The sequence below is a fragment of the Streptomyces sp. NPDC058683 genome, from assembly GCF_042716195.1.
Lineage (GTDB): Bacteria > Actinomycetota > Actinomycetes > Streptomycetales > Streptomycetaceae > Streptomyces.
Window position 1 is genome coordinate 28,384 of sequence record NZ_JBHXSK010000008.1, and the last position, 14,246, is coordinate 42,629.

General features: G+C 66.3%; 9 protein-coding genes. 6 read left to right on the top strand and 3 right to left on the bottom strand.

Annotated features, from left to right (window positions below; all coding sequences use genetic code 11):
* Positions 1 to 396 precede the first annotated feature (396 nt).
* The 6 genes from ACFWXC_RS10485 to ACFWXC_RS10510 all read left to right on the top strand — a co-directional run bounded on the left by ACFWXC_RS10485 (position 397) and on the right by ACFWXC_RS10510 (position 11,642).
* Positions 397 to 5,445 carry a LamG-like jellyroll fold domain-containing protein gene (locus ACFWXC_RS10485; RefSeq protein WP_384476203.1) on the top strand — a complete coding sequence of 1,683 codons (5,049 nt, stop codon included), beginning with the start codon at positions 397 to 399 and terminating at the stop codon, positions 5,443 to 5,445.
* Positions 5,446 to 6,514: 1,069 nt separating this feature from the next.
* A complete protein-coding gene (locus ACFWXC_RS10490) occupies positions 6,515 to 7,006 on the top strand; it encodes a hypothetical protein (protein ID WP_384476206.1) in 492 nt (163 codons plus the stop codon).
* A gap of 64 nt (positions 7,007 to 7,070) precedes the next feature.
* Positions 7,071 to 7,709, top strand: coding sequence for a Crp/Fnr family transcriptional regulator (locus ACFWXC_RS10495; RefSeq protein WP_384476209.1), 639 nt, complete (start codon positions 7,071 to 7,073; stop codon positions 7,707 to 7,709).
* 102 nt (positions 7,710 to 7,811) lie between these two features.
* Complete coding sequence (locus ACFWXC_RS10500) at positions 7,812 to 8,627, top strand: hypothetical protein (protein WP_384476212.1); 816 nt, start codon at positions 7,812 to 7,814, stop codon at positions 8,625 to 8,627.
* Between the two features lie 55 nt (positions 8,628 to 8,682).
* Positions 8,683 to 10,944, top strand: a complete 2,262-nt coding sequence (locus ACFWXC_RS10505) for a hypothetical protein (protein ID WP_384476215.1) — start codon at positions 8,683 to 8,685, stop codon at positions 10,942 to 10,944.
* A 146-nt stretch (positions 10,945 to 11,090) separates the two neighbouring features.
* Positions 11,091 to 11,642 carry a hypothetical protein gene (locus ACFWXC_RS10510; protein WP_384476217.1) on the top strand — a complete coding sequence of 184 codons (552 nt, stop codon included), beginning with the start codon at positions 11,091 to 11,093 and terminating at the stop codon, positions 11,640 to 11,642.
* Between the two features lie 309 nt (positions 11,643 to 11,951).
* Here the strand turns inward: ACFWXC_RS10510 and ACFWXC_RS10515 are convergent, their stop codons facing one another.
* The 3 genes from ACFWXC_RS10515 to ACFWXC_RS10525 all read right to left on the bottom strand — a co-directional run bounded on the left by ACFWXC_RS10515 (position 11,952) and on the right by ACFWXC_RS10525 (position 14,055).
* A complete protein-coding gene (locus ACFWXC_RS10515; protein ID WP_384476220.1) occupies positions 11,952 to 12,767 on the bottom strand; it encodes a tyrosine-type recombinase/integrase in 816 nt (271 codons plus the stop codon).
* Between the two features lie 337 nt (positions 12,768 to 13,104).
* Positions 13,105 to 13,311 (bottom strand): helix-turn-helix domain-containing protein, encoded by a 207-nt coding sequence (locus ACFWXC_RS10520; protein ID WP_384476223.1) that lies wholly within the window; start codon positions 13,309 to 13,311, stop codon positions 13,105 to 13,107.
* 453 nt (positions 13,312 to 13,764) lie between these two features.
* On the bottom strand, positions 13,765 to 14,055 hold the full coding sequence (locus ACFWXC_RS10525; RefSeq protein WP_384476226.1) for a helix-turn-helix domain-containing protein: 291 nt from the start codon (positions 14,053 to 14,055) through the stop codon (positions 13,765 to 13,767).
* Positions 14,056 to 14,246: the final 191 nt, after the last annotated feature.

Genomic DNA, 14,246 nt, shown 5'->3' on the forward strand with positions numbered 1-14,246 from the left:
GTTCGCCCGGGGAAAGAAATACATGAAGGTTCAATCCCGAAGAGTAAGGAATTCGAAAAGAAAGACGTAAGGAAAATTGACAAACTTCAACACAAGCGGACATCCGAGACGCACATATGTCGTGATCTGAGTCACACAGGCTCACGCGGCGCGCCCCCACCCCCATACGGTGTCGCCGCCCCGACCTGCCCATTCAGTGAACTCACCCCGTCACAGCCCTCAAGCTGAACGACGGATCACCACAAGATCACCAAGAGAGCTTTACCAAGCATTGACCCCTGCTCAGGGTCGGTCAACGTCGGTCGAGGGTAGCCCTGGCCGAATTTCCCATCAGTATGAATATTTGGGGGAAAGAAAATGCAAAAGACTTCGCGGGAATCATTGCCTCGTTCATGGGTGCGCCGCACCGTCGTCGGCGCCACCGCTATCGCGGTCACCGGCGCCCTGGGCCTTCCCGGCCTCGCGCACGCAGCCACGCCGACACCTCACTCCAGCACCACCAATCACGCCTCTGGCGGCGCCTCCCGCGGAGTGAGCGAGCAGCAGGCCCTGACGAAGGCCCGGGCCACCGGCAAGCCGGTCCAGGCCACGGCCGACACAACGGACTCCTCCACGCTCACGGCAAACCCCAACGGCACCCTGACGCTCAGACAGACCCTCGCCCCGGTCCGCAAACTGGTGCGCGGCCGATGGAAAGACCTGGATCCGACACTGGTGCGTCAGGCCGACGGCACCATCTCCCCCAAAGTGGCCACGAGTTCCCTGACCCTGTCCGACGGCAGCACAGATGCCCCGCTGGCAACCATGCGGGCCGGCAGCGGGTCCCTGGCCGTCTCGCTGCCCGCAGCGTTCACCCTGCGCACCCCTGCCCTGTCCGGCCCCACAGCGACCTACCACGACGTCCTGCCCGGCGTGAACCTCACGGTCACCGCACAGGACACCGGCGGGTTCAGCGAGGTCCTGGTCGTCAAGAACGCCACAGCCGCCGCGAATCCCGCACTCACCGACCTCAACCTGACCACCAGGGCCATGGGCGTGAGCCTGGCCAGCGACACGGCCGGCGACATCACCGCCAAGGACCACGCCGGGCGGACCGTGTTCTCAGCCACCGCCCCCACCATGTGGGATTCCAGCCGGCCCGCTGCCAACACGCCCAAAACGACAGACCCGCGCACCGGTCTGACCGTAGACCGCCGCAATGGCGCCCCCCTCGCTTCCAGCCCGGCTGCGCCGGGCGACGCCGCCCGCAAGGCGAGCCTGAAGGCCGCCTACCACCGGGGACACATCAGCCTGTCGCCCCCGGCCACCCTGCTCAGGGGCAAGCACACCGCTTACCCGGTCTACATCGACCCGTCCTTCACCCCCTCCGGTCAGACCGACACCGCCCAGGCGTGGGCGTTCGTCGACAGCGAGTGGCCCGACACCTCGTTCTACAAGCCCGCCGCGTCCACTCCCGGCCCCCTGCACGTCGGCTACACCGACTGGACCCCTGACGTCTCCACCAACCGCGCCCTGTTCCAGACAAGCGTCCACAGCAGCATCTGGGGCGCACAGGATGTGATCTCCTCCAGTATCTCCTTCTACGAGAACTGGTCGGCCTCCTGCACCAAGGAGGAGGTCGACCTGTGGCACACAGGCTCCATCTCCTCCAGCACCACCTGGAACAACACGCACAGCTCCAGCGACCCCGACAAGAAGTTCTGGTTCAGCAAGCTTGACGCACAGACCGTCGCCCACGGCTGGTCCACCACCTGCGGGCCCGAGGACGTCACCTTCGACATCCGGTCGCTGATGCAGTCGGCCGCCGACAGCAAGTGGTCGAAGCTCACCTTCGGCCTGCGCGCCGCTGACGAGAGCAACGACCTGGCCTGGAAGCAGTTCAGCAAGCAGGCCACCATCACCACCACCTACGACCACACTCCCAACACCCCCACCTCACTGACCACCAGCCCCAGCACCAACTGCACCGCCACCACCCCCACCTCGCTGGGCCTGAACGACGTCACCCTGCGGTCCAGGGTGTCCGACCCGGACGGCACCACCAGCCCGCTCACCGCGAACTTCACCCTGAACAACATGGCGAGCGGCACGACCTACACGCGGGCGATCAACGCCACCAGCGGCACCACCGCGAGCACTCTCTTCTCCCACACCAGCAGCTCCGGGCCCTTCCTGGCGCTCACCGCGAAGACCGAGTTCGCCTGGTATCTCACCGTCACCGACCAGGACCTGAGCAGCACCAAGTCCAAGATCTGCCACTTCTACTACGACCCCACCGCCCCCGGCGCTCCCACCATCACCCCTGTCGCTTCGTCCACGAGCCAGTGCCCCGAGCTCACCGGCAGCCCCTCGGGCGACAGTCTCTGCACGGTGGGCACCGCCGCGAATTTCACGATCACCGACACCAACACCACCGCCGCGCCCGGCAGTTACCGCTACCAGCTCAACGGCGGCAACCCTGTCAGCGTCCCCGCCTCAAGCTCCAGTCCCTACACCGCCCCCATCTCGCTGAAACCGACCACCCAGACCAACGTCCTGACCGTCACGGCCGTCGGCACCAGCAGCAATATCGGTGACACCTACGACTACCGGTTCATCGCCAAGGCTCCCGCAACCGCCACCGCGGACGACCTCAACGGCGACGGCAACGCCGACCTGCTGACCGTCGGCGGCAAGAACTCCCTCCCAGCTGGGCTCTGGCAGGCCACCGGCACCGGAGACGGCAAAGTCGACGCTGTCGCCCGGAACATCGGCATCGACGGCAATGGCGTCTCCACCAGCCAGACCGCCACTTCCTTCACCGGCAGCCAGGCCATTACCGGCCACTTCTTCAGAGGTTCCGGCTTCAATGACGTCCTCGACTACTCCTACGACACCGCAACCGGCGCCGTCCGCGGCGAGATCCTGCGCGGCCAAGGCGACGGCACCGACCTGCAGCCCATCGACTCCCATCCCATCACCAACGCGGCCGGCGTCTTCACCCGGACCGACAACGACGGCACCACCACCAACACAGTCACACCAGCCACTTCCATCGCCAGCGGCGGCGCCCTCTACAACACCGTCAACAGTGACGCCGCCACGGGCTATCCCGACCTTCTGCTGCTGATCAACGGTTCCCTGTGGGACGAACCCTCCAACGTGGGTGCGGGCCTCTACCCCGGAGCCGACCAGGCCACCGTCCTGGCCGACTACAACCCCTACTGCCTCGCCCAGAACACCAGCACCACCAGCTGCACCACCGACTGGAGCAGCTGGACCATCACCAGCACCCTCGACGCCAACGGCCTACCGGAGTTGTTCGCCCGCGACACCAGCACGGACACCAGCGATCCCTCCCACGGCCAGCTGTGGTACCTCAGCTCCGCCAGCCTGCAGACCCTCACCTACGACTACCTCGCCAACGGCGCCATCGACTCCGCCCTCACCTCCGTCGAAGCAGCCTCAACCGGCTGGGACGCCGGCAGCCAGCCCACCCTGCAGGCCGCCGACATCAACAACGACGGCACACCCGACCTGTGGACCGTCAACAGCACCGGCACCGCCACCGCTCATGAAATGACCCTGTCCGGCACCACCGCCACATGGACCACGCCCGCCGACCAGGCACTGAGCACCGACACCCACGACTGGCCCCTCAACGACTACGACACCACCGCCGACGACGCCGCGACCAGCGCGATCACCCTCACCGGCACCAGCGGCGTCACCGCCCCCGAAGGCGGACTCTTCGACCCCGACGTCCAACTCGACGCCGCAGACCACGACTACCTCCAGGGCGGCAAGGCCCTGGATCTGACCAAGTCGTTCACGGTGTCCATCTGGGCCAGCCCGACCGCCTACGGCGGCGCGGTAGTGTCCCAGAGTGGGAGCGCCGACTCCGGCATCCTGCTCCTGCCCACCAGTGACGGCTGGCAGTTCAGCCTCAACACCGGTGCCGGCACCACCTGGGACTTCGACACCGTCACCGGCGGCACTGTCCACCTCGGCACCTGGGCCCACCTGACCGCCACCTACAACAAATCCACAGGCGTCATGAGCCTGTACGTCGACGACGTCTTCGTCGGCTACACCAGCCACACCGCGCCCAGTACCGGCGCGAGCGGCAACTTCCAGCTCGGCGACGCGCTCAACGCCTCCGCCCGCACCGACTACTTCAGCGGTGAACTCGCCCGCGCCCAGACCTGGACCGGCGCCGTCGTACGCCCGGCCCAGCCCTACACCCCGGCCGGCTACCACCAGGCCGTCACCCCCACCCGCATCCTCGACACCCGCAGCAGCAGCGGCCTGACCTACACCAGCGGCATCACCGCCGGCGCCAGCACCGTCCCAGCCGACTCCGTCACCCACCTCAAGATCGCGGGTGACACCGTCGCCACACCGGTCAGTGGCGCCCCCACCACCATTCCCAGCACCGTCACCGCGGTCGCTGTGGACGTCACCGTCACCGGGGAAACCGACAGCGGCTACGTCACCGCCTACGCCGACGGCACCCAGCGCCCCAAGACCTCATCCACCAACTTCCTCGCCCACACAACCGCCACCGGCTACCAGATCGTCCCCGTGGGCAACGACGGCAAAATCAACCTCTACACCCACATCAACACCAGCGATGGAACCGCCGCCCTGGTCGTCGACCTCACCGGCTACTTCACCAGCGACGCCACCCTCACCGGCGACCAGACCTACACCCCGCTCACCAGCGCGGTCCGCGCCCTGGACACCCGCTCCAGCATCGCCCACACCAGCCTGACCAAAACCGGCACCGTCGCCGCTGGCACCGACTTCACCCTCCAGATCACCGGGCTGAACGGCGTCCCCAGCAACGCCACCGCCGTCGCCGTCAACCTCGCCGCCGCCAGCGCCACCGACACCGGCTACCTCGAAACCTACGCCACCGGATACACCCCCACCTCCACCCACAGCCTCAGCTTCACCGCCGGCAACGCCATCACCTCACTCGCCGGCGACGTCCCCATCGGCACCTCGGGAACCATCACCATCTCCGTCCAGACAAGCGCCGCAGCCGTCATCGCCGAAATAACCGGCTACTACACCACCGGCACCACCGGCCAGAAATTCCACACCATCAACCCCACCCGCCTCGTCGACACCCGCAACGGAATCGGCGGCACCACCACCCCCGTAGCCCCCAACACCGCCTACAACCTCACCTCCGCCATCACCCAACAGGTCACCACCGCCGCCACCCCCACGATCGCCACCATGGTCACCGTCACCAACCCCACCGCCGTTGGCTACGCCACCGTCTACCCCACCGCCGTCGGCAAACCCACACCCCTCAACAACCTCAACTGGGGCGTCGGCGACACCCTCGCCAACCTCACCCTCACCCCCACCGACACCAACGGACAGATCAGCATCTACAACACCAGCGACGGCTCCGCAGACTTCATCGTCGACTCCAGCGGCTACTACACCTGACCAACCCACCAAGCCATAACCGTTAGGGGCCGGGCCCAGCAGAGGCTGGGCCCGGCCCCTAACCTGCGCGCGGTGTACGGCGAGACCCCGCCAGCAATGATCACCTCGTCATAGGAAAAATGTCGCCATGGACGCAGGCGATAAGACAGCAGTTCAGAGTCACCGCATTGACCTTCGTCACCCACGCCCAGACGCACGTCGACGAGACCGAGACGGTCCTGCTGTCCGGCATCACCGGCCTGATCTCCTGCACCTCATCGGCGTGGCATTGATCGGGGCCTCCTTCTGATCTTTCGTGTGCCGCAACAAGCGGTTCACGGATGCCGAGGAATCCGACACGACCGAGAAGACGGCAATGGCGTCCATGAGCTGATCATGTTTTGGCTGGTGGCACTCAATGACGAGCCATCAGAACGAGCGTCAACTGAGCGTCGAGGCGGCCGGTTTCCCTTCGTACCGAGAGAGGGGACGACCGCACCGTCATCCCGATACGCCATCTAAAACGCCAGGTCAGACGGCGTTCGTCAGCAGCCTACGCGCTTCACGTCGCGGACTTCGAAAAACAGATCGAGCACACCCAGCCAGACCTGAGCATCACAGGAAAACCGCAGGTCAAATCCTCTTTGTGGCGGGCTCAAGAATAGCCACGCACTCCACGTGCGACGTCATCGGAATGATGTCAGCAGGAGGAGAGCCTGACATATTTCGAGGCCATTTAGAGCCGCACGAGGCGGTCCTTCGGACGCCCGGAGCGTCAAACGAGCGTCACGGCCGAAGCCTGCGCCGCCTTCCGCCCGCCGAGGCCCAGCGAGTGGCGACCACGTACACCATTCGCCCTCCGGGAGCGTCACCACCGATGGATGTACGGCTGGGTAAGGCAGTGACGCTGCCCTGGCTCTGGCTTGCCGACACCGTCCCCCGACTTCATTTCTACTGGCCGCGGAAGACCGCGGAGTGAGGCACCCACCACCCCCCGTGCCCCGCGGTAGGCATCGGCGCTCGGCAACTGCGACCAGGCTGGCAACTGCCATGTCGAGCGCACGACGGCTGCGGAGGGGTGTGAGGCAGTATGCACGAGCCAAGCAGTGTTCCGACGGAGATGGAGCGACTACAAGGGCACGCGGATCGCGCCTTCGTCGAGGTGCAGCGGGCGGACACGAAAGCGACAGCCCTGTGTGGAATAGCCGGCGGCCTGCTGGCCGCCGGGGTCGCCGTCCTGTCCAGTACACATGGCATGCCCCTGATCGGGATGTGCCCTCTGGTCTTGATGTGCCTGCTGCTGATGGCCTCGATAGGGGCTGCGCTGCTCGCGCTGCGTCCCGTGGTTCCCAGAGTGGGGCTGCATGCCGAATTGGTGAACGAGGCGGTAGTTGACCACCGGATCGGTGTGAGTGCGGTCGCGCGCATGGAGCTTGAACAGCATGGCGAGGCCCGCCGACTACACGTGCTTGCCTGGCTGGCGGACAGGAAGCTGCGAGCAGCCCGCCTGGCCGTCGACTTTGCCCTGGCAGCTCTCTTGATGGCTGGAATATGCCTATTGAGCAACATTCTGGTTACTTGAGACGATCGCCTAAGTATGTTGGGGCCGCGCAGCAGGGGGACGTGTGTATCGGTCGCATGCCACGGTGATCGGCGACGAGTTGTGGGCGCACCTGAAGTCGCTTGCACCGCAGCGGGTCAGGCCCGCCCGGAGCGTGATGCTCCGCCAGGGAGACCCGGCGACCCACGTGATCGTGTTGGAATCCGGGTCAACGCTGATCACCCTGTCCGGGTCCTGTGGGGAAAGAGCGCTTCTCGCCGTGCGCGGTGCCGGAGAGTTACTCGGAGAGCTGGCCGTGTTGGACTCCCAGCCGCGCACCGCGACGGTCATCGCCGCCGAGACCTGCCATATCCGCATCATCCCGGCTGCTGCCTTCCTCATGTTCGTCGAAGAGCATGATCTGCTCGCTCCTCTGCTGCGCCACGCCATCGCCCGAGTCAGAGAGTCGGAGGCCGTCCGGCTCGAACTGGCCACTGCGTCTGTTCCGCTGCGTCTGGCCTCAGCCCTGTCTCGGCTGGTCGACACTGCATCCACCTCCACCTCGGATCTCGCCGTACGGCTGACGCAGACAGAGCTGTCTCAGATGATCGGCGCTTCCCGGAACGCGGTGGTCAACGCCCTGAAGCCGTGGCGCGAGCAGGACTGGGTCCGCACCACCTCGGGTGGCGGGCTCCTCGTTCGCGACATCCATTCGATTCAGGCGCACGCGCGTACGCAGGCGTGACAGGCCGCACGCCGGGTGTGCCCACTATTGGGCAGCGACGGCCGTTCCGCCCGATCAGCATGGGCACTTCTCAAACCGCCTGTGCTGAAGGGACGGTGGCCGATGGATGCGCCGCTGCACGCAGAGCCGCTGGACGTGCCTGCCGAAGTCGCCCTCGTGGCGATCGACATGGAGAAATACAGCCAGATCTCCGAGGCGAAGATGGCCGCCGCTCGGTGCGACGTGGACGACATCGTGGCGACCGTGCTGGCCGACTGTGGGCTGCCCGACCCACAGGAGCTTCCCGGCGGCTACAAGGACAGCGGCGACGGGGCGATCCTGCTGTTCTCGCCCGCGATGCTGACACGGCTCGTGGATCCGCTAATGGGCCAGCTCAACGCGGCCTTGACGCGCTACGAACGGCAGCGGCTGGCCAGTAGTCCCATCTTGCGGCTACGGGCCAGTGTGCACGTCGGCCCGCTGTCCCTGCCCGACCATCGCGGTGACGCCATCAACGACACCGCCCGGTTGCTCGACTGCCAGGCAATCCGCCAGGCGCTGTCTGCCGCGAAGGACAGCGGTGCCTTCCTTGCGGCCGCGCTCTCCGAGATCGTCTACCAGCGCACCGTACGCGCGGGACGCACGCCGGATCTGGGGCCACACCACTTCCTTGAGGCGACTGCCCGTGTCAGCGGCAAGTCCGGTTTCGAGCAGCCCTGCCGGATCCACGTGCCGGGCCTGACCGGAACCGCCGTACGCCCCTACCTCGCCGACGCCCTGGCGCCGACTGCCGCTGCCGCCTCCACCCCGCAACCGATCGATGGCCCGGCGACACCGGCTCGCAGCAGCGGTGGCACGTTCCAGTTCCACGGTCAGGTCAGCGACGCGACGATCGCCGATCGCATCGAAACCGTACGGATCGACCGCCGCCACCGGTGAGGTGTCTGCCTGCCCGTCCGGCCCTTTCTACCCACCCTCACCGTGGAGTTCCCGCATGTCTGACACACCGTTCGACCCCACGCGCTCCGACACCACCCCGCCGACCAGTGAGGCTGGCGAGAACCGTTCCAATGGCTCAGGCAGCTGGCTGCATCGGCTGCGTCCCGGCGCCGGCGCTCCCGACCGGCTGGGCGCGGACCGCGACGACCCATCCCACTCCCCAGCTCCCCCATCACCGGATCCTGCGCCACCCACGCCACGCGTGTACGAGACCGACGGTGCAGCAACAAACGTGTACGGGGACCCCGAAGTGGTCGCCAACTACGTCGAACAGTTGATCCTGGAGACTCGAAAACGGGACTTGCTGGAGGGCATCGAGCAAAGCCGTGAGCGACTGCTCGACCAGCCGTTCGTTCGAAACGCGCACTGGGAGACGGTCTGGGAGCAGATCATCAATCCCACTACAGGCCGCCCTCACCAACCCGTGATCATCATTGTGGCGCCCCGCTCATGCGGCTCTACAACCCTAGCTCTGCGACTGCTGGCCGAACACACCGCCAACAACATCGCTGTCGTCAAGCTCGACGCGGACTGGCAGACTCCCAGCAAGGGACGCCTACCTCTGGAGAGGGGCTACGCCTACCAGCTTGACCTCAAGCATCCGGAGAATGATCGGGTAACGATCGACTTCCTCGACGCACTGTCGGAACACGCCACCAACCTCCGGAACTGCCGTTCGTACCTTGCGATGACCGTGGCACAGGACCTGTGGAAGGACCACCGCCTCAGCGATCGTGACGGCATCCAAGTGGTCCGCCTGCGCGAGGCGCCTGATGCGCAGAAAGTGGTCGAGGCGCATCTGAATGCCTCCGGCTACGGGCAGTTGGTCACGTCGCTGCGCTCCCTCCCCAAAGCCACCGCTTCCTTGCGCGGACTGACGGCAGTGGCCGCCGTACGGGCCGCTCACGCCACAATGATGGCCTGGAAGGAGCACATCGAAGCCGGGTCCCAACAGCCGCCTGTACAGATGAACGGCGAGGGCGGAACTTCGGTCACCCTGGACGACCGCATCGTCGCGGCGCTCACTGACTGGCGAGATGAACTCGACAGCAGGTTCGGCGAAATGAACAGCGTGCACACCCGCGACAACCCATCGCTCACGGTGGAAGACCGCTGTCTACTCCTCGCCATGGCCGTGCAACAGTCCGGGCCCATGCCCGTCGTCGCACGCAGTGCGGCCGTCCTACTGAAAGCCATCGAAGACATCCCCGACGCTCCGGGCGCCGCAGCAGGACCCTCACCGGCCCTCAACGCCCTGGCCGGGAGAGGGATGCGCCGGCGCATCCAGGATGTCGGAGGCCGGGTGGACTTGCAGGACACCGTGCTCTTCGACCGACCCGCCTACGGACGCGCGGTGCTGGAGTACGTCTGGGACAACTACGACGTCATGCGCGAGCCGTTGCTGACTTGGCTCGTCGCGACAGCCCAGGGCGACGACCCCCAAGACCACGCGGTGGCCGCGCTGGCCGAGCTGACTGTGCGGCACGGAACGGTGGACTATCTCACCACGCTGGGCGACCTCGTCGGCAGCAGTCATCCCGAGGTGCTCGGTGCGGTCATGGACAGCGCCGTCCGAAACGAGCACGTCGGACGCCTCGCTTGGCAGGCGCTGTACGGGTGGGCGGAACAGAAGAGTTACGCCCCCGCCGTGATTGCACTGTGCCGACGCGTCCTTGAGGACTCCTCCATCACTACGTCACTGGCCAAGCGGGCAATGGTGCGTCTGCGCCGCGCCGCGCAGAAGAACACTGACCCCACCGTAGTCGGCCAGGTCCTCGCTGCTTTCGATGCTCTGGCCCAACATCCCACCATGGCCCATCGTCTGGTCGGGGAGGTCCAGGGATGGCAGCAAGGCAAGGGCTCCTCCGCCCGGAGTGGCAAGATGGCCTTCCTCGCACTGATGACCGTGCGCCGCGACGGCACACCCCAGCTCGTCTGCTCACCTCCCACAGACATCGACGTGCAGCGAGCCGTCCATGAACTGCTCTCCTCATCGGATACCGCCGCCGAAGTCATCTCGCGGCTGACGGACTGGATCCGTTCGTGTGCCGGCGATCCCAGCGCCTACACGCAGTTGCGCGACCAACTCCTGCCAGCGCTGCGCGGCCACAACATGTTCGAGGCCAGCTGGAGGTTCATGAACGAACTGCGCGGCATCTCCACCGCTGAGGGCGTCAGCGTGGCCGACGACTTCCACAACCACCTCGTCGACAGCCGTCTACGCACGGTGTTCCCGCTCGAAGAGAACCTCGTATGAGGTGGCCATGGCTACGAGCAAGCCGTACTAGTAGGTCTGTCCAGCCGCGTCTGCTGCCCAGTGCCACCGACGGTATCGCGTTCGAGGTCGTGTACACGATCACCTGGCGCCCCCTCTGGCGTGTGCCTCCCAATGCGGAGGAGACCGTGCGCGCCGCCGTTCACGACAAGGCCGCCGAGACAGCGGCGCGTCTGGGAGCCGCGGATGTGGCCGCCGCAACGGACGCGGTCAACGGCGCCCTCGGCTGCCTGCCTCGCCGCGCCCCGAACTACCGCCTGTTGGACGTCCACGCGGCGCTCGGACTGCCCAGGGCAGCACACGAATTACTGGCGCAGCGGGCGGCGGACGAGCAACGCGTCCGCCGACTGCGCTTCTTGAAGCAGAACCTCTACGACCACCCAGACCTCGTCGTCCTGGACCAACTCGAACACCACGCCGCCGGCGCCGTGGGCGACGAACACGTTGCCGAGCTCCAGCGCCTTGCACGACTGATCTACTCCTGCGACCGCTGGTGGTTCCCGCTCCTGGCCCAGTGGGAGCAGGTCGGCCAAGGGTTCACGAACATCGAGAAGCGCCAGCAAGCCATGGTCGTGCTCTCCGACTCCCTCAAGGCGCTCAACGGCGGCAGTTTGCCCAACAGCATCGGGCCGGTGGACATACCGGAGTCCGACGAGGCGCATCGAAGGGCACATCCATGAAGCTCGTCCTGTGGCGGGCGCTGCTGGCCCCCCTGACCAGCCTCCGAGCCCTGCTCATTCAACAGCGCAGCGCAGCTCCTCTGTCCTACGACGCTGCCTGGCGCCAAGCCCGACTGCATCGCAATCCCGACGACATGGTCTACCGACTCCATGGCCACCGAGCCGCGTCCCCCGACCAGCAGTCCAGTATCCGGTCGCCCTCTACCCCATCCAGGAGCGACAAGCCGACCGACCGGCGCTCCTGACCCATGCACCCCGCAATCACACCTGCGTCTTCGCCCTGTCCTGCTGACAGGGCGAAGACGCAGGTCATGCGGCAATTGTCAACGGACTGTCCAGACGCTCCCACGCTCCAAGGACAGCCTTGTGCGCGTCCGGCTGCAAGTGGGCGTAGCGTTGGGTGGTCTGGAAGCTCTCGTGGCCGAGGAGGTGCTGAACCTCGTAGAGCGAGACTCCCTTCTGGACCAGCCACGAGGCGCAGGTGTGGCGCATGGAGTGCGGCGGATAGTGCGGGACGAGTTGCCGCTCGCCGTCGGTGTCGAAGTAGTAGGCGGCCTCGACGGTGGGCCACCAAGTCTGCCGTCGCCAGTTGCTGTCGGCGAGGAAACGCCCGGCCCGGCCCTTGGTGAGGGTGGTGAACACCACGGCGTCCCGGTCGAGCCGGTGGATGTGGCGTTCGAGGGCCTCCAGGACATGAGGTGGCAGCGGGACTTCCTGGCGGCTCTTGGAGCTCTTAGGGTACTCCTTGATGCCGCTCTTGGTGTTGACCTCCACCACGAACAGTCGCGAGCGCCGCTGGTCGATGCGGTGCCGGTGCAGACCGGACAGTTCTCCCCAGCGCAAACCGGTGTAGAAGCCGAGCAGGCACATCGTCCGCCACGCGGTGGGCAGTCCGTCCAGGATGCTCTGTGCCTGGTCGAGGGTGAACCACTGGGGCGGTTTGACCGCGATGGTCGGCAGGTCGATGTTGCGGCAGGGGCTGACCGCGAGGACATCGTCGTCGACGGCCGCGCGCATCATGGAGGCCGTCAGGTTGTACGCCCTCTTGATCGCGGCGGCCCCCGCGCCCTTCTCCACCAGGGCGCGGATCCAGCTCTGGACGTCCATGCGGGTGATGGCCCGCATCCCCCAGCCGTCCCAATAGGGCAGGACATGGTTCCTGATGGAGGAGGCGTCACCTCGCAGGGTGTGGGGCTCGACAATGCGAGCGTTCCACCACCGGTCGTGCCAGTCGCTGAAGGAGATCTCGCCCGCCCGCGGGTCGCGCAGGGCGCCACGAGCGAACTGGGTCTCCAGATCGGCGCCCCACGCGCGGGCTTGTGCCTTGAGGGGGAACGACTCGCTGAACCGGTCTCCGGCCCGATTGCGTACGGTGGCCTGCCAGTTGCCGGATGCCAGCTTCCGAAGGTACGTGGATCTACTCCTTGTTCGACGGCCGAGAGTTTCGGAGACAGGCTCAGGGTCAGCGACGGGCCTTGGGCGTGGTGACGGTCCTGTTGCTGATGAACTCTTCGAGCCCGGCGGCGGGGACACGTACGCGGGAACGTCCGGGACCGGTACGGAGGTCGACGACCGGCAGGTCGCCGGCGGCGATGAAGCGGTAGACGGTACGGCGGTCGACGTCCAGGGCGGCGGCGACAGCGGGAATGGACAACAGGAGGGCAGGCATGGGGAGTCCTTGGCGGTGCAGGTGGGGTGGGATGGGGCCCGGAAGCGGAATCGAGTGGGGGCAGCCGGGCTGTCGGCCAGTCGCAAGGCCAGGTCGACGGCCTTGTCAGACACGTGAGGCGTCACAGGCGAAGGCGTGACGGCGTCGTCGGCACGAAGGCCGGCGTTGTGCGAGGCAAGCGGGTGCCGGCCCACTTCGTACTTCGAGCGGAGCCCCAGGCTCGGCTCACCGCTCGAACGGGTCAGGACCGGCCAGAATGGCCGATCCGACGAGACCAGAGGCGGCATGCGCCTGGCGGCGGTCGATCTTGCGATGGGGCGAGTGAAGGGACTGCAGGCATGTCCCGTTCTTCCTTTGGTTGAGGTGTGGGTGGGTGTGGGGCAGAGAGGCTGGCCCCGATGGACACCGCAACCATCCGGAGAATCACCGGTTTCGGAAACCGGGAAATGGGTGCTATAAGCCCCAAAGCGCGCTCGGATCGCGTGTCACGAGCGCAGCATCCCCCTCAAGGAGAGCAAGCGGAGAGACATAGAGGGCCTCGGCGATCACGACTAGATCGTCGACATCGCAGCGGCGTTGTCCGCGTTCGATGCGGGACAGCATCGTGTTGGACATCGGGCGGCCGAGGGCTGTGACGCGGTCGGCCAACTGACGCTGGGCGAGACCGCGTTCGGTACGGATGATTTCGATGGTGCGGGCGGTCCGTATTCCGGCCGGACCTATTTCCAGAGAGCGTGCTGCCATGGCTCCAGTTGTAGCGCTCATTCGCCGGTTTGGTGAACCGGCGATCGTCGGCTATGTTGCGCCCGCCTGCGAAGCGAGCAGGTCGGTGATTTCGGCTCCCACGCAGATGTGGTGCGACCTCGCACGGACTCCTCGATACGCCTCTGACGTGGGGTGTTGTGTTGTAGCTTCGCCGTCGCCAGCACGTCAAC